Source organism: Robinsoniella sp. (assembly GCF_034124845.1).
Genome location: NZ_JAWYAJ010000216.1, coordinates 1 through 21,913 on the forward strand (window position 1 = coordinate 1; position 21,913 = coordinate 21,913).

Sequence of the window (21,913 nt, forward strand, 5' to 3'; positions counted from 1 at the left end):
CTTCATCAAGACATTAACAAATACGCTTGCAAAATATGAAAAATGGGTTACCATTGCTTTCATTGCGGTTTCTACGCTGGTTATGGCAATTCTTGGACAGCCTGCCACACTTCTGGTTTTGGCTGGTGCCTTAAATGGCCTGATCTTACCGGTTACTTTAGGTGTATGCCTTGTTGCATCCCAGAAAAAGAGTATCATGGGAGAAGATTACCATCATCCGAAGTGGCTGCTGATCCTTGGTATCCTGGTAGTTCTGCTTGCAGCTTATCTGGGAGTTACTTCCCTTTCAGGTCTTGGCAAATTATTCGCATAGAAAATACAAAAGGTGTAGTCAATATGATTGCACCTTTTTGAAATAGGAGAGAGCAATATGCTTAAAATTGAAATTCTAACAGCAGGTGATTCTGCGATTTTGATTGAGTTTGGCAAAGAAATCAGCCCGGAAATCAATCGGAAAATCACGGCTATTGTACAGCTGATTAAGGAGCAGCAGATCGAAGGAATCGTGGATACGATCCCGGCTTTTTGTTCCTTGTTGGTCAATTACGATCCCAGAATTATCTCATATGAAATGATTGTAGAACGGATGCGTCAATTAGTAAAAGTGGACGTTATGGCGGAAGTAGGTGAAAAACGGATTATAGAAATCCCTGTGTGCTACGGCGGAGAATTTGGACCCGATATAGAGACAGTTGCCGAAAATGCTAAAATGACACAGGAAGAAGTAATCCGTCTGCATTCCTCCAAAGACTATCTGATCTATATGCTTGGATTCCTGCCCGGATTTTCTTATTTGGGAGGATTGGATGAGCGCCTTCATACGCCGCGTCTGGCGAACCCAAGGATTAAAATCAGTGCAGGAAGTGTTGGAATCGGAGGTTCTCAGACGGGTATTTATCCACTGGATTCTCCTGGAGGATGGCAGTTGATCGGGCTTACTCCGGTGAAGACTTATGATCCTGACAGAGAAATTCCCATTCTGTTCGAAGCAGGTGATTATATCCGTTTTGTACCGATTGATGAGACTGAGTTTTACCGGATCAAAGAATTAGTCAAGCGGGGCGAATATCAGTGTATCGTTCATGAAGGAGGTGTGTAAAATGGGATTTCGTGTATTAAAAGCAGGCATGCTGACAACTGTTCAGGACTTGGGAAGAACCGGATATCAGAGCCAGGGATTTGGCGTCTCAGGCGTCATGGATGTACGGTCTTTTAAAATTGCCAATCTGCTTCTGGACAATCCGGAAAATGAGGCGGCGCTTGAGATTACTCTAATTGGTCCTACATTGGAATTTACCTCAGCTACGATTATTGCCATAACCGGAGGGGATTTCCAGCCAATGATTAATAAAAAGCCGGCTCCTATGTATACCGCTATATATATGAATAAAGGGGATATACTGGAATTTCAGAGTGCCAGAACAGGAAGCAGGGCGTATATTGCATTTTCCAGTTATCTGGATATACCGGTTATTATGGGGAGCCGTTCAACCAATATCCGAAGCCAGGTAGGCGGATATAAAGGACGGAAACTTCAGGCTGGAGATTATGTGAGATTCCGAATTAAAAGGAGGTATCTTCCATACTTTTTATCCAGAAAATTGGATTTGGATGAATTTGACCAGGAGGATGCTGTTTTAAGAGTTATACTAGGACCCCAGGACAGTCATTTCACTAAGCAGGGAATGGAAAGTTTTCTGGAAAGCGAATATGAAGTGACCAGTGATTTTGACCGCATGGGGTGCCGTTTGGAAGGTCCTTTTATTGCATATAAAGATACAGCAGATATTATCTCGGATGGGATCACGATGGGATCTGTACAGGTACCATCCCATGGAAAGCCGATTATTATGCTTTCTGACAGACAGACTACTGGCGGTTATGCGAAGATTGCAACGGTTGCTTCTGTAGATATACCGAAGCTGGTACAAAGAAAAACAGATCATAAGATCCGGTTTCAAGCAATTACCGTTTCTGAGGCGCAGAGCCTTTATCTGGATGAGATAAAGGAAATGGATGATTTAAGAAAAGAAATACACAAGCCATGTAAAGAGGTTTTAGACTGCCGCCTGGTTGCAAAGCGGCTGGAAAAACTCTTCTCATAGATAAAAGCAGATAGGTAAAATAAGATAAGTGGAAAAGAGAGAGAGGTATTTAGATGGATTTAGAAAAGATAGAGGGTTTGATAAAAATTATTGAAAAGTCATCTTTGACAACATTTTCGATCAAAGAAGGAGACGTTAAGATTTCCATGAGCAAGATCAAATATGGACCTGGAGTTCCGGAAGGAATGGCTGTCAGTTATGCGGCTGTGGAAGCTGCAGAAAACGGAGCAGAGGCAGAAGAAGAGGAGCAGTGCTTTATCACCTCTCCGATTGTAGGAACATTTTATGCGGCGGCATCACCGGATGAACCGGCATTTGTCAAAGTTGGCGACGTGGTAAAAGGCGGACAGACAGTCTGCATTCTGGAAGCAATGAAACTGATGAATGAAATTGAGAGCGATTTTGACTGTGAGATTGAAGCGATATTAGTAAGCAATGAACAAAAGGTAGAATATGGACAGCCGCTGTTCCGCGTTAAAAAATTATAGGCATATAAGGAGGATTGGACTGTGTTTAAAAAAATATTAATAGCCAATCGGGGTGAGATAGCAGTTCGAATTATCCGGGCATGCCGTAACCTGGGCATCCGCAGTGTAGCGATCTATTCTAAGGAGGACAAAGACAGCCTTCATGTACAGCTGGCTGACCAGCGTATCTGTATTGGGGAAGGTCCTGCAAAGAACAGTTATTTGAATATGGAACGCATTATCAGCGCAGCGAATAATATGGAGGCTGATGCGATACACCCGGGATTTGGATTTTTATCTGAGAACAGTGAGTTTGTACGGATGTGTGATGCCAATGGAATCACTTTTATCGGACCATCCGCTGAAGTAATTGACAGTATGGGGAATAAATCCCATGCCAGAAAGACCATGATGGATGCCGGAGTACCGGTTGTTCCCGGTACGAAGGAACCTGTTTATGATGCTGAGACAGGTACAAAGATTGCAAAAGAAATCGGCTATCCGGTTATGATTAAGGCATCTTCCGGCGGCGGCGGCAAAGGGATGCGCGTTGCTAAGAATGAAGATGAATTTGAATTTCAATTTAATATGGCACAGAGGGAATCCGCCAATGCATTTGGCGACGATACCATGTATATTGAACGCTTTATTGAGAATCCGAGACATGTTGAAATACAGATTATTGCGGATGCATATAAAAATGTGGCAGCCCTGGGAGAACGTGACTGCTCGGTACAGAGAAACCATCAGAAGCTGATTGAAGAATCGCCATCACCTGCTATTTCGGAGGAAATGCGGGAGGAAATGAACCGCTATGCGATTCTGGCGGCGAAAACTGTAAATTATACAAATGCAGGAACCATCGAGTTTATTGTAGATCCAAAAGGCAACTTTTTCTTTATGGAAATGAATACCCGTATTCAGGTAGAGCATGGTGTTACAGAGATGGTTACCGGTACGGATTTAATTATAGAACAGATCCGAATTGCTATGGGAGAAAAATTGAGCTTTAGCCAAAGCGATATCCTTATTCGCGGCCATGCCATTGAGTGCCGGATTAATGCAGAAATTCCGGAGAAGAACTTTATGCCAAGTCCGGGTGTGATTAAACATATGCATCTTCCGGCGGGAAATGGAGTACGGGTGGATACCGGGCTTTATACCGGATACCGCATACCGTCAGAATATGATTCCATGATCGCCAAGGTCATCGTACATGCACCAGACAGGGAAGCGGCATTGCAGAAGATGCGCTCTGCGCTGGATGAAATGGTAATTATGGGTATTGAGACAAATATTGATTTCCAGTATCAGATTCTGAAGCATCCTACATTTTGCGAAGGCAAAGCGGATACCGGTTTTATTGAACAGTTGATGAAACTGGGATCGTGAAACTAGTTCGTATGACTCAATTATTTGAGCAATGCTGTACCAGAAAGAAAGGAGTTAATTATGTATAAAGTTGATTTAAACAGTGATCTGGGCGAAAGCTTTGGACACTATACAATTGGAATGGATGATCGTGTGATTCCATTTATTACATCGGCAAATGTGGCATGTGGTTATCATGCTTCTGATCCAGTTGTTATGGAGAAGACAGTGGCGATCTCGAAAAAAGAAGGGGTGCGGGTTGGCGCACATCCGGGACTGCCGGACCTTATGGGATTTGGCAGACGTGTCATGGACATCACGCCGGGGGAAGCAAAAGCCTATACGCTTTATCAGATCGGAGCATTGGCTGGAATCTGTAAAGCCCAGGGGATCAGTCTGCAGCATGTAAAACCCCATGGAGCACTTTATAACATGGCAGCAAAGGATTATGAGCTTGCAAAGGGTATCTGCGAAGCAATTTATGATTTTGACAAGAATCTGATTGTCCTGGCATTGTCCGGCGGAGAGCTGGCTAAGGCAGCTGTAGACTGCGGGCTTCGTACTGCACTGGAAGTATTTGCAGACCGTGCTTATGAAGAGGATGGAACTTTGGTTAACCGGAGAAAAGAAGGCTCTATGATTACGGATGAAGAAGAAGCGATTGCAAGAGTTGTCCGTATGGTAAAAGAAGGAAAAGTCACTGCGATTACCGGAAAAGATATCCCGATTAAAGCGGACTCTGTATGTGTCCATGGGGATGGGGAAAAAGCCCTGGCATTTGTAGAGAAGATCCGTAAAACATTGATAGAGGAAGGCGTGGAAATCAGCCCGCTGGATGAGATTGTATAAGCGTAATAGAATATTCATTGATAATTGTTAAAAACGCCTGTACATGAGAGCTTTATCTCATGATACAGGCGTTTTTTGAATCAACGTATTTATTGGTTGAAAAGTATTTCCAGCATATCTGGTATTTCAGACTGGAGCTGTCCCATTTTCTTTTCTTCCTCATCCATGACTGCTTTATATGCAGCAGCTTTTTCTGTATAGTTGCTGTCTTTATAAATTTTGTAATGAACAGCAGCCTCATAGTAGTGCCCAAGCGCATAATATTCTTCAAGAATTTCATTTGATTTGGCACCCTGGGCTTCATTTTGGGCTGTTTTTCGCAGTATGGATACATAATCCTGGTATTTGAGATCTGATGCAAAAGACTGCTCGTCATATTTTGTATAACCCCGGAATTCTTCTTTAAGCCGTGTGATACCCATAAGGAGTAAAAAGACAAACAGGATCGTCAGTATGATAATCAGGATGCCCGATATGCTAATTCGTTTCTTCTTCATGGATGTCTAATCTCCTTTCCAGTAAGTCTTGGATTCCATTTGCGGAAAGATTGGGGAGCGTACTCAGATCTTCCTTCGTCAGTTTGCAGAAAGAGGTCAGCAGCAGCTGGATCTTCTGATCAATATCATCTAATGCAGCAAAATGTTCATTCAGGTATTTTCCCTCATATAAAAAATATTCTCCCGATATGGTTTCATAGTAGGAAGAGAGGCTGGAAACCAGATATCTTGGAGACCAGCTGCTGGAAAGCTCTGGATTGATCATGGAATTAATCGAGTTGAAAATGCTGTTGTAACTATCTGACACCCTTGTAATTGCTGTGTAAGTATCAAATTCGTCACCCAGGTATAAATTGTTTGAATTAAAGTAAGCATTCAGTTCTATATACTTTTCATCTTTGATTAGATCGTCCATGGCTTTTTTATGTACAGCTTCATTTTTATGTAACGTGCTTTTGGTGACGCTTTTGTAGATGGGCCACGCGGACCCGATCAGGATCAAAGCGGCAACATTGAGGATGACCAGAAAAGCGATGATGCTTGTGCGGACACTGAAACTCGTAAATTTATGAGTTGTGGTATAAACGTCATCCTGTGTTTTTTTAAATTCAGACTGATAGTGCTTCATATCAGAGCGGTGCTTTAGAATATCAGGATTTGGGGCACCGCAATAAGGACATTTTTCATCCTTTAAGGTTAATGGACCTCCGCAGAATGTACATTTCATTTTTTTACCGCCTCCTCATAGTTTTTTTGTAATTGGTCTAAGGTCATGTTATAGCGTTCGTTTAAAATCTGCTCGGCTTCTTTCCGGTATGTTTTTACTTTCGCGGAATCCTCCTGGCGCATATTTTCCAGGCGGGACATGATCAGGAGTGAAGTCATGGCTGTCATTATATCTTTTTCACTGTTCTGCTCCGGATTAATAATTATGAGATAATCCGCATATGCCCAGATAAAGTCAGAATGCTTCCAGTTGTAAATAGAATATTTCTGTGTCTCAGGATCTGTCAGTATGTAGTCCAGTACAGCATCGTAATCTTCTTTCTCATACCAGGCATCCATTTTTGGAAATGCAGTGCGTTCCCAGGCAGTCTGTGCGGCGTCCTGCTTTTGCAGCTGGAAGTCATTGAACCGGAAGAGTATAAAGATTCCAAGTGCCACCAGGACGGTTATCAGCAGAGAAATAACAATGCGTTTTCCTGCACGTGCAGATTCTTTTTTGACAGAATCTTCAAAGCAGTCCATGGGGACTTCTTCTAATTTTTCCAGATCTTTATGGAGTTCATGAAGCTCCTTCATATATTCTTTTTCGGCGCCGGGGAAGTTAGTGGAGCCGCAGTAAAGGCATTTCGCCACAGAATCATCCAGTGCCGCCCCGCAGTTTGGGCATTTCATAATAAGATTTTTCCTTTCACAATTGATAGAGTGTGTTTGCACATATGGTTTGGAGCAGGTATGTATACACACCTTAGTATTTCTCTGGAACGCGAATATTAGCTGTGTTAAATTTATATTTTTCTAACATATTTTTCTTTGCACGGACTAAAATGTAACGGTAGCAATCTGCTATACCATCTGCAAAGGAACTCCTATTACCTTCACTTAACTGCTGCAGTGCTGTAATGACTTGTTTATTAAGATGTGAAAGTGAATGTCTCCTGGACTTGTAATAAGTGAAATGATGTCCCCATTCAAGAAGTCGACAGGTTTCAGATAAAATAACATAAAATGGTTCTAAAGTGGTATGCTTTAATATGGATTTTATAATATCTGCTAAATAAATGGAACCTGGAGACGTAAATTTTTCTGCTAACTCGTCCAATTCACTTCTGGTAAACCGTGGGGCTGCGTCTAGAGCAGCCGGATGAATGATTAATACCATTAACTGCAGGGCATGAAGATAGCGATATGCCTTTTCTGCATATCCAGAATTAAGAGCAAGTTGATGAATTCTGGTATCATCTGGCTCTATAACAATAGTACCTTTCCCATTTAATGTTTTTACAAAACCTCTTTGACTAAGTTCACATAATGCCTTTCTGATTGTTGAGACTGAGACACCGTATTGGCTTGCTAACTGCTTTTCGTATGGTAGATACATTCCAACAGAATATTCTCCAAGACCAATTTTTAAATTCAAGTCATCAACAATTTTTGAGTGATGGTAATCGTGACCACGCATTGGATTCCACGTAAACAACATACCGGTTTGCGGAGGACATTTGGGAGTCGTGTCTGATAAATATTTTAATGTGCTTTCAATGGAGTCCGTAAGTTTTTGATACATATTTGATAATTTTTTGTACTTAATGGATGGATCTTTGCCTTTTAATATATCTATAATAGTTCCGGTCACAGACACAGGACCCTGTAAAAATTGTTTAGAAAAATAGGGACACTCTTCTGTAAAAAATGTTAGCTTATTGTAAAGAACAAATGTGGAGTAGAGTTCGCCTAATAGGGAATTACCACCTGCTTTTATTATATCGTAACCCAAATTAGCAGGAGGGCGCCACCCGCCCGCAGAAAGACCTAAACGTGATACTTTCATAGCTTTCTTATAGTGAGGCATTATCTCTATATCGCAGTCTTGTGAAGCAAAAACCTGAATGGAAGGCATTATAAGGGCAAAAGTCTGATATACCTGCAAAATACTATCTTTTTGCTTCAAAATGTCAGAAAGAGAATCCGTTGATTTTGTAGTATCTTTTCTTGAAACAACGATTGGTGCAAGACGAGGCTTAATCTCGATCAGTCCTTCTTTACGCAATGCATCGAAGACACGGTTAATCGTATATCTGCTTACATGAAATTGATCGCATAACATTCTTGAGGATTGCAAGGAACTCCCAGGAAGTACATGACCATCCAAAATACACTGTCTAATTTCTTTATATACAAATGTAAATTTAGTTTCTTGTGGTTTCATAACACATCTCCTATAAGCTTGAATTATATCATAAAGAATCTTTGTTGTCAGCATCAAAAATTGCAAACCTATTTGCACACCTGTCCAATATGGTTATTGAAAAATTGTAATGGTAACATTTATAATAGAACCGTAAAATTGTTAGAAAAGAGATAAGCTATGAATAAACAAAAAATCTTAATAGTAGACGATTCAGAAATGAATCGCGCTTTCTTAGTAAATATTCTGGAAGATCAATATGATGTCGCGGAGGCTGATAACGGTTTAGAAGCAATCGAACTTCTCTCAAAACAAAGAACGGATTTTTCACTCCTGCTTCTTGATATTATGATGCCTGAAATGGATGGATTTGAAGTATTAGCTTACATAAACAAATACCATTGGAATGATACTTTGGCTGTTATAATGATTTCTGCTGACGATTCTCCCTCGAATATAAAACGCGCCTACGACTTGGGGGCTTTTGACTATATCAGCCGACCTTTTGATTCAACAATTGTCCAGCGCCGAATTTCTAATACGATGTTTTTATATGCACGGCAAAAGCGGTTGGAAAAGATTATTGCAGAACAATTTTATGAACAGGAAAAAAATAATAAGCTGATGATCTCAATACTGTCTCACATTGTGGAATTTCGTAATGGAGAGAGTGGTTTACATATACTGCATGTCAATACGATTACGAAATATCTGCTCAAGCAGCTGGTTCAACGGACAGATCAATATCCTTTGTCCAACGCTGATATTTCTTTAATAAGTACAGCTTCTGCACTGCATGATATTGGGAAAATTTCAATTTCAGATTCAGTTTTGAATAAACCTGGACGCCTTACACCCGAGGAATTTGAAGTGATAAAAACTCATTCGGCAATCGGTGCCAAGATACTACTGAACTTGCCAATTGAGCAGCAAGAAGCACTGCTTGTCAAAGTAGCTTCTGAAATCTGCAGGTGGCATCACGAAAGATATGATGGAAATGGTTATCCGGATGGATTAAAGGGAGAAGAAATTCCCATTGCTGCCCAGGTGGTTGCTCTTGCTGATGTATATGACGCATTGACCAGTGAGCGATGTTATAAGAGAGCTTATTCACATCAACAAGCTCTGAAAATGATTATAGAAGGACAATGTGGTGCATTTAATCCTATACTTTTATTGTGTCTGCAAGAAATCGGGGATATCCTTGAAAGGGAGTTGACGGATATCTCATCAGAAAAAGAGGCTAAAAATAATAATCAGGATATGAGAAATAAAATAGACTACGATAGGTTGTTTTCCTATGAAAAATACACCTTCCTGTCTGGTAAACAGTGGCATTTAAAATTATTATATATTGATTCCCTAACCAGTGTCTACAATCGTCGTTATTACGACGAGCATTTTCAAGGAACAGAAGCTATCCAGGCTATGGCAGTAATAGATGTAGATAACTTTAAGAACGTTAATGACAAGCATGGCCACTATGTAGGCGATATCGTGTTACAATGTATTGCCCAAACGGTAATGTCATGTGTAAGAAAGACAGATTCCGTGATTCGTTATGGCGGTGATGAATTTGTAATTATATTTTACAGTATACCTGCAGATATCTTTGAGAAAAAACTAGAGAAGATTAGACACTCTGTAGATATTCTGGCAGTGGATGGACATCCCGAAATACATATTTCTGTAAGCATAGGTGGGGTATACGGAATGGGAAAAACAAAAGAACTCTTTAAAGCTGCAGATAACATGATGTATCAGGCTAAGACTATAAAAAACCAGGTGACGATATGTTTTCTGGATGAAAAGTTGATAACAAAGAAAAAGGAGGAAATGTGAATATGAATTTGAGAGAATGTTATATAAGTTTTGACGGAGATTTTGATGAGGTGCTGGGCAGATTCCGGCGTGAACAAACCGTTCAGAAATTTGTATATAAATTTCTGGAGGATAATAGCTTTAACCTATTTGAAGTGTCTATGGGTAATAAGGACTATGCTGAGGCTCTCCGAGCCATTCATACACTCAAAGGAATTTGTCAAAATCTTTCTTTTACCAAATTATATGAAAGCAGCAGTCTAGTGACAAAAGCGTTAAAAGAAAACGATTTTAGCAAAGCTGCCGCTATGATACCCCAATTATCAAATGACTATTATCAAATAATGAATCTCATTGAAGAATATAAGAGATCCAGGGAGGAATAGTATCAATGGAATTCAGTAAAAAAAAGAATCCTACAACGCAATTTCTAATATATAGTTTCATTGGGCTTTTAATTTTTAGTATTGTTGTTTTCAGCTTGCTGGGATTACATATGAATCGTATGAGTAAACAAACCTTTTATCAGATAGGGGAAGTTTATATGGCTGGCATGACGGAACAAATGTCCAACCATTTTGAAAATGTAATCGACCTGCGTTTTCAACAGGTTAGTGGTATTGTTTCCGTCGTATCAGCGGAGAATAACAACAAAGAGAAAATATATGAGGAGCTCATTTACAGGGCACAGGTCAGGGATTTTGATTATTTAGCACTTTGTTCTGCGGAGGGATACATTGAGACTCTGCATGGAGAACCAATACAGCCGTCAAATTCAACACCTTTTGTAGAATCATTAATAAAGGGGAAACAAAGAGTTGCGATAGGTGTTGATCGGGCTGGAAATGAAGTGATATTGTTTGGAGTCAATGCTGCGTATCCAATGTCCAATGGCATGTCGAGTACGGGCTTAATAGCTGCCGTTCCTTTGGAGTATATCACTAATTTTCTTTCTTTAAAGGGTAAAGGGCAATTGATATACTGTCATATTATCCGGCCGGACGGGAGTTTTATAATAAAAAATTCCAACACTGAGTTGTGGGAATTTTTTAAACAATTACAAAAACAACTTAATGACTCAGCAAACAAACATTCTGTAGAAAATTCTCTTGATGTTTTTGGCACTGCCCTGAGGAATCATAAGACGTATACTGCAACACTTGAAGTAAATGGCGAAGAACGACAAATTTATAGCATACCATTACCTTTTTCTGAGTGGTATCTGGTAGCGGTTATGCCTTACAATGTATTGAACACGATAATAAGTGATCTGGGTGTTCACCGCATAAGCACCACATTACTGGCATGTGTTTCTGTTTTAATCATTCTGGTATTTATTTTTAGCCGGTATTTCTCCATGACCCGTTCTCAGCTGCATGAACTGGAGAAGGCACGTCAGATGGCGCTTGAGGCAAGCAAAGCAAAAAGTGAATTTTTAGCGAATATGAGCCATGATATCCGTACGCCCATGAATGCAATTGTGGGTATGACCGCCATTGCCACAGCTCATATGGATGACCGGGAACAGGTACAGAATTGCCTTAGAAAAATTACACTTTCCAGCAAACATCTATTGGGGTTGATTAATGATGTATTGGATATGTCTAAAATTGAAAGTGGTAGATTGTCTTTAACATCAGAACAGATTTCCTTAAAGGAAGTTGTTGAAGGAATTGTTAACATTATGCAGCCGCAGGTGAAGTCAAAAAAACAAACTTTTGATATACATGTTGAGAATATCTTAACAGAAAATGTGTGGTGTGATGGCGTACGCTTAAATCAGGTTTTGCTGAATCTTTTATCGAATGCAACGAAGTATACACCGGAGGGAGGATTGATACTATTATCTCTTTTTGAAGAAAAATCTCCAAAAGGAGATAACTATGTCCGATTTCATATCAATGTCAAAGACAACGGTATCGGTATGTCACCGGATTTTCTGAAAAAAATATACGAATCCTATAGTCGTGCAGATGGAGCCAGGATACATAAAACTGAGGGTGCCGGTCTGGGAATGGCAATTACAAAATATATTGTAGATGCTATGGAAGGAACAATTGAGGTACAAAGCGAAACGGATAAAGGTACAGAATTCCATATTACGTTTGATTTTGAAAAAGCTGATACACTGGAAGTGGATATGGTTCTCCCTTCCTGGAATATGCTGGTAGTTGACGATGATGAATTATTGTGCAGAACAGCCATGAACGCATTAACATCTATCGGTATAAAAGCTGAATGGACACTTAGTGGAGAAAAGGCAATAGAATTGGTAAACCAACACCACAAAAAGAGAGATGATTATCAAATAATTCTATTAGATTGGAAATTGCCTGGGATGAATGGAATTCAAGTTGCAAAAGAGATTCGCAGCAATTTAGGAGAAGAGGTACCGATTCTGCTGATTTCTGCTTACGACTGGAGTGAATTTGAAACAGAGGCACGCGAAGCAGGTATTAGTGGTTTTATTTCTAAACCGCTGTTTAAGTCAACTTTATTTTATAGTTTACGACAATTCATGGGCGTTGAAGAACTCCAAGATCAGATATCGGAGCAAAATATTGATCTATCAGGACGCAGAATTCTGCTTGCCGAGGATAATGAACTTAACTGGGAGGTGGCAAGTGAATTGTTGTCAGATCTGGGGGTAGAACTGGATTGGGCAGAAGATGGCCGGATATGTCTGGACAAGTTCCAAAAATCACCGGAGGGATATTATGATGCTATTCTTATGGATATACGAATGCCGTATATGACAGGCTATGAGGCTGCAAAAGCAATTCGGGGACTGAATCGTTCTGATGCGCTATCTATTCCAATCATAGCTATGAGTGCAGATGCTTTTTCTGATGACATCCAGCATTGCTTGGCGTGTGGTATGAATGCCCATGCAGCAAAGCCTATTGACGTCATAGAATTGACCCGCTTGTTAAAAAGATATTTAATATAGATCCGGACCGAAAGTGCAAATAGAAAATAGCAAAGACTGCGTAGAGCAGAGAATTTAAATGGTGTGCAGATATCTCAAGAGTAAATGTGTAAAGTTTCGGTATATGAAATTGTAGAATTAAATAATATAGTGTTTTGTTGTTGAGTGTGATAAAATATCTAAAAAAGATATGTTTCACAAAGTTGAATCTCAAATCGGAAAGAAATACTTTTCAGTGAGATTCAGGAACAACGGAGCAGGATATATGAACAAAAATAATGTAAAAACGGTTATAAGATTATTAACATGTTTGTCCGGTATACTGTTGATTATAATGTTATTAAATGTAATTAATACGTCAGAGCTGCCGGATGTCCGTCCCCAGGTAGAGGAATGCAGGCTTTTTCAGGATGGCTGGCAGCTGGATGGAAAAGAGGGAGAAGCAGTACCATTTCCATTTAAAATCAAAAATGAAGAGGGATACATAAGCCTTAGAAATCAGCTTCCTCAGGTGAGGGATGGAGAAAATATAATATTTAGCAATGGATACCAGAAAGTACGGGTTTATATCGGACAGGAGTGTGTATACGAATATGGCTTTGATACAAAGCCTCCTGTGGGGAGTATGCTGGGGTACATTTCCTGCCAGATACCGGTATCTGCTAAGGACAGCGGTAAGGACATTTCAATAGAATTAGAGCGCCCCTATAAAAATCTGTCAGGGGGAATCGCCTCGGTCAGGATAGGAACAGCGGGAGCGTATGTTACAGAAGTCATCTACAGTAATGTTGGAAAGATAGGATGTATCCTGTTTCTGTTGCTAGTTGGAATTGTATTGCTCATTGTATATGCCGGGCTTTACAGCAAAAAGCTCAATTATAATTTTGATTCATTTTTATATCTGGGATTATTCATGGTGATATCCTCGGTGTGGATCTGGTCCGATTCAGAGTTATCACAGCTTATGATTGGGAACAGCGTAGCATTATGTATCTTATCTTTTATCAGTTTTATGGCAATGCCTGTCTATATGCTGTCCTTTGTAAAAAATATATGTAGTAATAAAGGCAAATATATTGAACTGATACAAATGATATTATGGATCAATATGATTGTACAAAGTCTAGTATATCTGGGGAATATAGCTGATTTTCCCCAAATGCTGATCGTTACCCATATGATGATGTTTCTGGTGATTATCATTATGGTAGCATTTTTGTTATATGAAGCGGTGAAGATGAATTCCAGAAAAGCGAAAGGTATGCTTTATGCAATTTTGGGTCTGACTGTTTTTTCCATAATTGCACTGATTCGTTTTTACACCAATCCAATGGAGGATAACAGCAAGTTTTTCAGATATGGGCTGATTGTTTTTCTGATTATACTGATTTATTTAAATTATGAAGAACTGTTTCTCTATCTGAAGGAGAAGACACAGTTTGAACTCTATGAAAAAATGGCTTATTCGGATATGATGACACAGACATTGAACCGCATTTCCTTTGATGAATTTATGGAACAGCAGAAAGAAAAGGATAAAAATCAGGAGCACAAAGCCCCTCTGGCATTTGTCATGCTGGATCTGAATAATCTGAAGCAGACAAATGACCTATACGGACACAAGTCGGGTGATGAGGTGATTAAAGGTGCGGCGGAATGTATTAAGCAGGAATACGGCGGCGCGGGGGATGTCTATAGAATTGGGGGAGATGAATTCCTGGTTGTCATACATAAGGATGATGTGGACCTGGATGAATTAGATCAGGCGCTGAAGGAACGGATTAGAAAATATAATAAAGTGCACTGCCGCGATATCTCTATTGCCAGTGGTTCTGCTGTCAGAGGTACGGGCAATAAAGATGCGGAAACGTTGTTCCGGGAGGCGGACAAACAAATGTATGTGGATAAGCAGAAGTATAAATGTGGGTTAAGCTGAAAGAGTTCAAACACGTTCAGAGCGCAAATGTTTAATAGCGATTGCGTTTTCTCCATTCATTTGGAGATATATTCATGATGTTTTTAAATGCACGTGTAAAATGAAATTGATTAGCATAGCCCACTAAAGGAGAGATCTGAGCGATCGTCATATCAGTGGAACGAAGAAACTCACAGGATTTATGAATGCGGTATGTGATCAAAAATTCCTGTGGGCTTTTTTGCGTCATTTTTTTAAAAAGTTTACTGAAATAGCTGCGGTTCAGGCTGAGATTAGCCGCCATATCCTCCACGGAAATATCTTTCATATAATAATTCTCAATAAAATCCACAGTAGATTGTATATAAAATTTCTTAATATCATTTTTCGGGAGGGCTCTCGCTGTTTTAGAACTTTCAATCAGGGCGCTGAAAAACAGATACGTATATCCCATGATCTCCGGAGCAGGGGAGTCCGGATGGTCAATAATATAACTGAGATAAGCATATACTTTCTTTTTCCCCTCTTCATTTATGGAATTATAAATCGGTGATTCATGTGACAGTCCAGCATGATTGACATATTCTTTTGCTTTTAAACCATCAAATTCAATCCACATATATTCCCATGGATCATTTTCATCTGCAGTATAATGAATGACTTTATTTGGCTCAATTAAGAAAGCCTGACCGGCGTGCAGATGGTACTCTGCCTCGGATTTTTCGGTACCCGCACGATAAACGCCTGTTCCGGAAATAATATAGTGTATCAGGTAATGGTTTCGCATTGCCGGACCAAAAGTATGAAACGGCTCACATTGCTGGTAGCCATATTGATATATGGTAATGTCAAAAAAATCATTGCTCAAAAAAAGATAATCGCGCACGTTTTAGTACCTCACTTCCATAAATTATCTTTTGTATTATATACCATTATGTGTCCTAACGTCAATGACAGAGTATAAATGACACATAAAGGTATGAATGAAATAATACCACAGCATGTACAAGGTTTGTATAAAGTGTTAATATAAGTCACATAGAAAAAGGCGTATTGGTCAAATTGCTGGAAATATAAGGCTGCAGACTCTATAATTCCCATCATAAGTTTGCTGATATGCTGAAAGACTTGATAATAGGAACAGAAACAGTTTATGAAAAACAAATGACAGGAAGTAATATTAAGGTAAAAGGAGATTTCGAAAATGATAAAAATGAAAAAAACATACGCACTTGTAATGGCGGGAATTATGGGATTATCCCTTACTGCTTGCGGCAGTTCAGGAAATACAGGAGACGGAAATGCTACAGATAGTACCACAAAAGAATCTACAGCAGGAGATACTGCATCAGCCACAGAAAATGCTTCCGGTGATGCGCTTTCCGTTATGATCTGGGATACTTACCAGGAGCCGGGTCTAAAACAGATTATGGATGATTTTACAAAAGAGACGGGCATCCCAACACAGATTCAGGTTGTTACCTGGAATGAATACTGGACACTGCTGGAAGCAGGCGCACAGGGAGGATCTATGCCGGATGTATTCTGGATGCATTCCAACGAAGCACAGAGATATATGGAAAATGACATGCTCCTTGATCTGACCGATAAAATCAAGGATAGTGATAAACTGGATATGAGTAAATTCCCGGAAGACATCAAAGAACTTTATTCATATAACGATCATGTTTATGCAGTTCCAAAAGACATTGATACCATTGCACTTTGGTATAACAAAACGATGTTTGATGAAGCAGGTGTGGCATATCCGGATGATACATGGACCTGGGATACCCTTGCGGAAGCAGCAAAGAAACTGACTAAAGCAGACGGATCACAATATGGTCTGGGAATGAAGAGTGATACAAACCACGAAGGTTACTACAACATTATCTACGATATGGGCGGCAAAGTAATATCAGATGATAAAAAGGCTTCCGGATATGATGATCCCAATACCATTAAAGCAATGCAGTATGTAGAACAGCTGATCAAAGACGGTTCTATGCCAAGCAGCCAGACTCTTTCAGAAAATGGACCGGACGTATTGCTGAGATCCGGACAGCTTGCAATGGCATTTCAGGGTTCCTGGATGATCTCCAGTTTCAAGGATGACGACTACGCCAAAGAGAATCTGGATGTAGCGATTATGCCAAAAGATGCAGAATCAGGAAGAAGATGTTCTGTATACAACGGACTTGGATGGGCAGCATCTGCAAATGGCAAGAATACAGATAATGCATGGAAACTCATTGAATACCTTGGAACAGAAGCAGCACAGAAAAAACAGGCCGAATTAGGTGTTACCATGTCCGCTTATGAAGGAACATCAGAAGACTGGGTTAAATCTGCACCTGAATTTAATTTACAGGCGTATTTAGACGTACGTGATGATATGGTAATCAGACCTTATTCCAGATCGACTGTAATCTGGGAAAACAAGACAAATGAGCTCTTAAAAGAAGTATGGGCAGGGAATGCCGATATGGCTGAAACCTGCAAGAAGATCGCAGAAGAAATGAATGCATCCTTAGCAGAAGAGTAAAAATGGATAAATTACACTGCTTCATCAGGATTATGTAAGCAGATTGTGACTCATGGAGTAAAGTGTGGCGGTATGGCAGGTCTGCTGTACCGCCATCGAATTGAAAACGAAAGGAGTAGGGATAGATGTCAAAGAAAAAAGTGAAAGGCACTTCCCGCGCCCGCAACGAATTTCTCTGGGGCTGGGCGTTTATATTACCAACGATGATCGGGTTAATTGTTTTAAATATTATCCCAATCGTACAGACTATTTACCAGAGCTTTTTTAAGACCGGGGATTTTGGTAAGGGAAATATATTCGTTGGTGCAGATAATTATCTGAAACTTTTTGGTGACGGTCAGGTGTGGCAGGCTTTACTGAATACCTTTAAATATGCAATTGTGGAAGTTCCTTTTTCCATTGCCATTGCACTTGTACTGGCTGTTCTGCTCAATCGCAAGATGAAAGGGCGCAGTGTCTACAGAACAATTTTTTTCCTGCCAATGGTTGCGGCGCCTGCTGCAATTGCTATGGTATGGAGATGGTTATACAATTCTGACTTTGGTTTGATTAATAATCTGACCGGGGCAGACACTAATTGGATCTCGAACCCGAAGATTGCGGTGTTTGCTATCGCAGTTGTGGGTGTCTGGTCCATTATCGGTTACAATATGGTGTTGTTCTTATCAGGTTTACAGGAAGTACCACATGATTATTATGAGGCAGCAGAAATAGACGGTGCAACCGGGATCAAACAGTTTTTCCATATTACCATCCCGCTGATTTCCCCAACAATCTTCTTTGTTTTAGTAACCAGGGTAATCGGTGCATTACAGGTATTTGACTTGATATTCATGGTGATGGACAAGTCCAATCCGGCGCTGGAAAAGACACAGTCGCTGGTTTACCTGTTTTACCGGTACTCATTTACGGAGAAGAACCTGGGTTATGGTTCCACAATCGTTGTGCTGCTCTTAGTTGTAATTATGATTATAACTGTTTTCCAGATGCTGGCACAGAAAAAATGGGTTCATTATAATTAGAAGGAGGGAAAGTAATGGAATCGAAGAAAAAAGTAGTATCTGTTGTAATTCATGTGATTTTGATTTTAATTTCTATTACCATGCTGGTACCTTTCCTCTGGATGATTTTAACTGCGTTTAAGTCGGTAACGGAAGCTACCCAGGTAGATCCCTTTGTAATATTTCCAAAGGTTTGGAGAACAGACGCTTTTAAAGCGGTGTGGAATAATATGAATTTTCTGCTGCTTTATAAAAACACATTATTATTAATTATTGGCAGGGTATTATGTGCTGTAATTACAGCCACAATGGCGGGTTATGCGTTTGGCCGCCTGAATTTTAAGGGCAAGAACCTGATGTTCTCCCTTGTTTTGTTCCAGATGATGATTCCGGCACAGATCTTTATCATACCGCAGTACCTGATGATCAGTAAAATGGGCATGATGAATACAATTTTTGCACTGGTGTTTCCGGGACTTGTAACGGCGTTTGGTACCTTTCTCTTAAGACAGGGATACATGGGGCTGCCAAATGATCTGGAAGAGGCAGCAAGATTGGACGGATGTAATATCGGACAGACATTTTTATTTATCATGGCACCGTTAACACGATCTGCAATGGTAGCACTGGGAATCTTTACCGCCGTATTTGCTTTTAAAGATCTGATGTGGCCTATGATCGTAAACACAGATAAAAACATGCTGACACTCTCTGCCGCACTTGCGAAAATGCAGGGACAGTATGTAACGAAATTCCCGGAACTGATGGCAGCATCCCTGATTGCCTGCCTCCCGATGATCGTTATCTATGTAATATTCCAAAAACAGTTTATAGAGGGAATTGCTACTTCCGGCGGTAAACTGTAAAACAGTTACTATTCACGGGCAGGAATGCGCTGAACTGCGCATTCCGTGAGAACGTGATTCAGGAGTGAGGTCGATTTTTGCGCAGCAAAACTTTAAATATCGCTCCGAATCGTTACTATGAGCGGCCTTCTGGACGTGAATAGTAACGTAAAACACGAATTGAAAAGAAGGAGGCCAATGGAATGGCAATTACATTTGACCAGGAGAATAAACTCTTTACCATACAGACTAAAAATGCTACCTATCAGATGATGGTGAGCAGTTATCAGCATTTAATACATGTGTATTATGGGGCAAAAATCGGAAGCATGGAATTATCCTACCTGATCCGTGGAATTAACCGGGGGTTTTCCGGAAATCCCTATGAGGGTGGAAATGACCGTGGGTATTCACTTGATACCTATCCCCAGGAATATTCTACTTTCGGCATGGGAGATTACCGTTCCAGCTGCCTTCAGGCAGAGAACCCGGATGGAAGCCAGGTAACGGAACTGTTATATGTATCCCATAAAATATATAACGGCAAATACAGCCTGAAAGGCCTTCCGGCAGTATGGGCAGAGGAATCCGAAGCCCAGACCCTGGAAATCGTTTTAAAAGATCAGGCAACTGATCTGGAAGTAACCTTGCTATATGGAGTGCTGGAAGACTATGATGTGATTACCAGAGCATGCAGAATTAAAAATGGAAATAAAGATTCAATTTACCTGAACAGAGCTCTTACGGCATGTCTTGATTTTACTACAGATAATTTTGATGTAATTTCTTTCTATGGAAAACACAACATGGAACGGATGATGCAGAGAAGAAACGTCTGCCATGGCAAGGTGCTGATTGACAGTGCCAGGGGAACTTCCAGCCATCATGAGAATCCATTTGTGATTATCTGTGACCGGGATGCAGGGGAAGAATATGGAGAATGCTATGGTGCTTCCTTTGTATACAGCGGTAATTTTATGGCACAGGTGGAAGTAGACCAGATTAACCAGACACGGTTTGTCATGGGAATTAACGGGGATGGGTTCCGGTATAAGCTGGAGCCTGGAGATGTGTTTGCCACACCGGAAGTGATTCTGTCTTTCAGTGCAAGCGGTCTTGGCACCCTGTCCGGTAATTTTCATAAATTATATATGGATCATCTGATTCGAAGCAAATTCAAAAAGCAGCGCAGACCGGTACTTATCAATAACTGGGAAGCGACGGAATTTGAATTTGAGGAAGATACCCTGGTGTCTATTGCAGATAGTGCCAGAGATCTTGGAATTGAATTATTTGTTATGGATGATGGCTGGTTTGGCACCAGACATCATGATCTCAGCGGACTGGGGGACTGGTTTGTAAATAAAACAAAGCTGCCTTCCGGAGTTACCGGACTAGCTAAAAAGATTAATGACCTGGGCATGAAATTCGGTATCTGGATTGAGCCGGAGATGGTGAATGAAGACAGTGAATTGTACCGGAACCATCCGGAATGGTGTATGCGGATCCCGGGCAGAAAACCGAATCTGGAACGCTTCCAGCTGGTTCTGGACATTTCCAGGCAGGATGTCAGAGATTATTTATTTGAAACTATAGGAAACATCCTGGATGAAGCAAATGTGGAATATGTAAAATGGGATATGAACCGTAATTTCGCAGATGTCTGGTCCGGATTACTCCCAAGGGACAGACAGGGAGAAGTTTGTCACCGCTATGTTCTGGGACTCTATGACATGATGGAGAAATTTGTTACAAAATACCCGGATATTCTATTTGAAGGCTGCTCCGGAGGGGGTGGAAGATTTGATGCGGGTATGCTGTATTATATGCCGCAGATCTGGTGCAGTGATGACACAGATGCCATCGAACGGATTCGGATTCAGTATGGAACTTCATTTGGATATCCGATCAGCTGTGTGGGAGCCCATGTATCTGTCAGCCCTAATCAGCAGACCGGAAGGATCACACCGCTACAGACAAGAGGTACGGTGGCGATGGCAGGGACCTTCGGCTATGAATTGGATGTCCGCACTTTGGACGAAGAAGAACGGGATGCCGTAAGACAGCAGATTCATTTCTTCAAAGATAATTATGATCTGATTCAATACGGGACATACTACCGGCTGAGCAATCCGGAAGAAAATCACGATTATGCCGCATGGCAGTTTGTAAATGAAGATAGAAGCCGTTCCCTGTTTAGTATTGTAATACTTCATTCTTATGCAAACCCGGCATTAAACAGGGTAAGAGTAAAAGGATTAAAACCGGACAGTTTCTATAAAGTGAATGAGGAAGACCGTATCTACGAAGGAAGTGCACTGATGAATGCAGGAATAAATATTCCATTGGTCAATGGAGATTATCAGAGTTTTAATTTTGAAATAAAAGAAGTTTAAAAAGAATTTTGTTTGCTTTGCATAAAATATTTCATAAAGTCTGGAAACAGAGTCTAAGCCCGCATGTCGTTTGAAAAGATGACATGCGGGCTTTTTGACTTATGTGAACTGATGTATACTTTTGTTCGTTTGAAGCAGCAGTGGGCGGTGAGCAGCTCTTTTTCTGTGTAGAGAAGTCCCCTGCGCTTACGGTAAAACTTTTGCGAGCCGTTGCTGTTTTGTTTTCAGTATTATTCTGCAAGAATCATATTTTTATAGTCT

Annotated in this window: 18 protein-coding genes and 1 pseudogene; 14 read left to right on the top strand and 5 right to left on the bottom strand. The window is 40.4% G+C overall.

Annotation, left to right across the window (positions count from 1 at the left end; translation table 11 throughout):
• The 6 genes and pseudogenes from ACH2DQ_RS10290 to ACH2DQ_RS10315 all read left to right on the top strand — a co-directional run.
• Positions 1-313 (top strand): annotated as a pseudogene (locus ACH2DQ_RS10290) (hypothetical protein); the annotation flags it as partial.
• 57 nt (positions 314-370) lie between these two features.
• Entirely contained in the window at positions 371-1,099 is a 729-nt protein-coding gene (gene pxpB / locus ACH2DQ_RS10295) for a 5-oxoprolinase subunit PxpB (protein WP_394910767.1), read from the top strand.
• A gap of 1 nt (position 1,100) precedes the next feature.
• Complete coding sequence (locus ACH2DQ_RS10300) at positions 1,101-2,105, top strand: biotin-dependent carboxyltransferase family protein (protein WP_394910766.1); 1,005 nt, start codon at positions 1,101-1,103, stop codon at positions 2,103-2,105.
• 53 nt (positions 2,106-2,158) lie between these two features.
• Positions 2,159-2,593, top strand: a complete 435-nt coding sequence (gene accB, locus ACH2DQ_RS10305) for an acetyl-CoA carboxylase biotin carboxyl carrier protein (RefSeq protein WP_394910765.1) — start codon at positions 2,159-2,161, stop codon at positions 2,591-2,593.
• A gap of 21 nt (positions 2,594-2,614) precedes the next feature.
• Positions 2,615-3,964, top strand: a complete 1,350-nt coding sequence (gene accC / locus ACH2DQ_RS10310) for an acetyl-CoA carboxylase biotin carboxylase subunit (protein WP_394910764.1) — start codon at positions 2,615-2,617, stop codon at positions 3,962-3,964.
• A 60-nt stretch (positions 3,965-4,024) separates the two neighbouring features.
• The gene (locus ACH2DQ_RS10315) at positions 4,025-4,792 is read left to right on the top strand and encodes a LamB/YcsF family protein (protein ID WP_394910763.1); all 768 of its coding nucleotides are present in this window, start codon (positions 4,025-4,027) and stop codon (positions 4,790-4,792) included.
• Between the two features lie 89 nt (positions 4,793-4,881).
• On the opposite strand, the gene ACH2DQ_RS10320 is transcribed toward ACH2DQ_RS10315, so the two are convergent.
• From ACH2DQ_RS10320 to ACH2DQ_RS10335, 4 genes are all read right to left on the bottom strand, one after another.
• Complete coding sequence (locus ACH2DQ_RS10320; RefSeq protein WP_394910762.1) at positions 4,882-5,289, bottom strand: hypothetical protein; 408 nt, start codon at positions 5,287-5,289, stop codon at positions 4,882-4,884.
• Positions 5,270-6,016, bottom strand: coding sequence for a hypothetical protein (locus ACH2DQ_RS10325; RefSeq protein WP_394910761.1), 747 nt, complete (start codon positions 6,014-6,016; stop codon positions 5,270-5,272). Before ACH2DQ_RS10325 ends, ACH2DQ_RS10320 begins: the two co-directional genes overlap by 20 nt.
• Complete coding sequence (locus tag ACH2DQ_RS10330) at positions 6,013-6,687, bottom strand: hypothetical protein (RefSeq protein ID WP_394910760.1); 675 nt, start codon at positions 6,685-6,687, stop codon at positions 6,013-6,015. The genes ACH2DQ_RS10325 and ACH2DQ_RS10330 overlap by 4 nt, the downstream gene beginning before the upstream one ends.
• A 73-nt stretch (positions 6,688-6,760) precedes the next feature.
• Positions 6,761-8,221, bottom strand: a complete 1,461-nt coding sequence (locus ACH2DQ_RS10335) for a GntR family transcriptional regulator (protein WP_394910759.1) — start codon at positions 8,219-8,221, stop codon at positions 6,761-6,763.
• A 159-nt stretch (positions 8,222-8,380) separates the two neighbouring features.
• Here ACH2DQ_RS10335 and ACH2DQ_RS10340 point away from each other — a divergent pair, with 159 nt between their 5' ends.
• From ACH2DQ_RS10340 to ACH2DQ_RS10355, 4 genes are all read left to right on the top strand, one after another.
• The gene (locus ACH2DQ_RS10340; RefSeq protein WP_394910758.1) at positions 8,381-10,042 is read left to right on the top strand and encodes a diguanylate cyclase; all 1,662 of its coding nucleotides are present in this window, start codon (positions 8,381-8,383) and stop codon (positions 10,040-10,042) included.
• Between the two features lie 2 nt (positions 10,043-10,044).
• Entirely contained in the window at positions 10,045-10,407 is a 363-nt protein-coding gene (locus ACH2DQ_RS10345; RefSeq protein ID WP_394910757.1) for an Hpt domain-containing protein, read from the top strand.
• A 5-nt stretch (positions 10,408-10,412) separates the two neighbouring features.
• Positions 10,413-12,971 (top strand): response regulator, encoded by a 2,559-nt coding sequence (locus ACH2DQ_RS10350; RefSeq protein WP_395026661.1) that lies wholly within the window; start codon positions 10,413-10,415, stop codon positions 12,969-12,971.
• 244 nt (positions 12,972-13,215) lie between these two features.
• Positions 13,216-14,886, top strand: coding sequence for a diguanylate cyclase domain-containing protein (locus ACH2DQ_RS10355; protein WP_394910755.1), 1,671 nt, complete (start codon positions 13,216-13,218; stop codon positions 14,884-14,886).
• Between the two features lie 31 nt (positions 14,887-14,917).
• On the opposite strand, the gene ACH2DQ_RS10360 is transcribed toward ACH2DQ_RS10355, so the two are convergent.
• Positions 14,918-15,751, bottom strand: a complete 834-nt coding sequence (locus tag ACH2DQ_RS10360; protein WP_394910754.1) for an AraC family transcriptional regulator — start codon at positions 15,749-15,751, stop codon at positions 14,918-14,920.
• 318 nt (positions 15,752-16,069) lie between these two features.
• On the opposite strand from ACH2DQ_RS10360, the gene ACH2DQ_RS10365 reads away from it, so the two are divergent.
• From ACH2DQ_RS10365 to ACH2DQ_RS10380, 4 genes are all read left to right on the top strand, one after another.
• Positions 16,070-17,410: an ABC transporter substrate-binding protein gene (locus ACH2DQ_RS10365; protein ID WP_394910753.1), complete on the top strand. Its 1,341-nt coding sequence runs from the start codon at positions 16,070-16,072 to the stop codon at positions 17,408-17,410.
• Positions 17,411-17,535: 125 nt separating this feature from the next.
• Positions 17,536-18,432 (top strand): carbohydrate ABC transporter permease, encoded by an 897-nt coding sequence (locus ACH2DQ_RS10370; RefSeq protein WP_394910752.1) that lies wholly within the window; start codon positions 17,536-17,538, stop codon positions 18,430-18,432.
• A 14-nt stretch (positions 18,433-18,446) separates the two neighbouring features.
• Entirely contained in the window at positions 18,447-19,277 is an 831-nt protein-coding gene (locus ACH2DQ_RS10375; RefSeq protein WP_394910751.1) for a carbohydrate ABC transporter permease, read from the top strand.
• 182 nt (positions 19,278-19,459) lie between these two features.
• Complete coding sequence (locus ACH2DQ_RS10380) at positions 19,460-21,652, top strand: alpha-galactosidase (protein ID WP_395026662.1); 2,193 nt, start codon at positions 19,460-19,462, stop codon at positions 21,650-21,652.
• The last annotated feature ends 261 nt before the right edge of the window (positions 21,653-21,913 follow it).

Bases quoted from the DNA above. Each gene is read 5' to 3' on its own strand.
- ACH2DQ_RS10300 (WP_394910766.1), top strand. From the start codon at position 1,101: ATGGGATTTCGTGTATTAAAAGCAGGCATGCTGACAACTGTTCAGGAC.
- ACH2DQ_RS10365 (WP_394910753.1), top strand. From the start codon at position 16,070: ATGATAAAAATGAAAAAAACATACGCACTTGTAATGGCGGGAATTATG.
- ACH2DQ_RS10370 (WP_394910752.1), top strand. From the start codon at position 17,536: ATGTCAAAGAAAAAAGTGAAAGGCACTTCCCGCGCCCGCAACGAATTT.
- accB (WP_394910765.1), top strand. From the start codon at position 2,159: ATGGATTTAGAAAAGATAGAGGGTTTGATAAAAATTATTGAAAAGTCA.
- ACH2DQ_RS10375 (WP_394910751.1), top strand. From the start codon at position 18,447: ATGGAATCGAAGAAAAAAGTAGTATCTGTTGTAATTCATGTGATTTTG.
- pxpB (WP_394910767.1), top strand. From the start codon at position 371: ATGCTTAAAATTGAAATTCTAACAGCAGGTGATTCTGCGATTTTGATT.
- ACH2DQ_RS10335 (WP_394910759.1), bottom strand. From the start codon at position 8,221: ATGAAACCACAAGAAACTAAATTTACATTTGTATATAAAGAAATTAGA.
- ACH2DQ_RS10345 (WP_394910757.1), top strand. From the start codon at position 10,045: ATGAATTTGAGAGAATGTTATATAAGTTTTGACGGAGATTTTGATGAG.
- ACH2DQ_RS10325 (WP_394910761.1), bottom strand. From the start codon at position 6,016: ATGAAATGTACATTCTGCGGAGGTCCATTAACCTTAAAGGATGAAAAA.
- ACH2DQ_RS10315 (WP_394910763.1), top strand. From the start codon at position 4,025: ATGTATAAAGTTGATTTAAACAGTGATCTGGGCGAAAGCTTTGGACAC.
- ACH2DQ_RS10380 (WP_395026662.1), top strand. From the start codon at position 19,460: ATGGCAATTACATTTGACCAGGAGAATAAACTCTTTACCATACAGACT.
- ACH2DQ_RS10355 (WP_394910755.1), top strand. From the start codon at position 13,216: ATGAACAAAAATAATGTAAAAACGGTTATAAGATTATTAACATGTTTG.
- ACH2DQ_RS10320 (WP_394910762.1), bottom strand. From the start codon at position 5,289: ATGAAGAAGAAACGAATTAGCATATCGGGCATCCTGATTATCATACTG.
- ACH2DQ_RS10340 (WP_394910758.1), top strand. From the start codon at position 8,381: ATGAATAAACAAAAAATCTTAATAGTAGACGATTCAGAAATGAATCGC.
- ACH2DQ_RS10350 (WP_395026661.1), top strand. From the start codon at position 10,413: ATGGAATTCAGTAAAAAAAAGAATCCTACAACGCAATTTCTAATATAT.
- ACH2DQ_RS10330 (WP_394910760.1), bottom strand. From the start codon at position 6,687: ATGAAATGCCCAAACTGCGGGGCGGCACTGGATGATTCTGTGGCGAAA.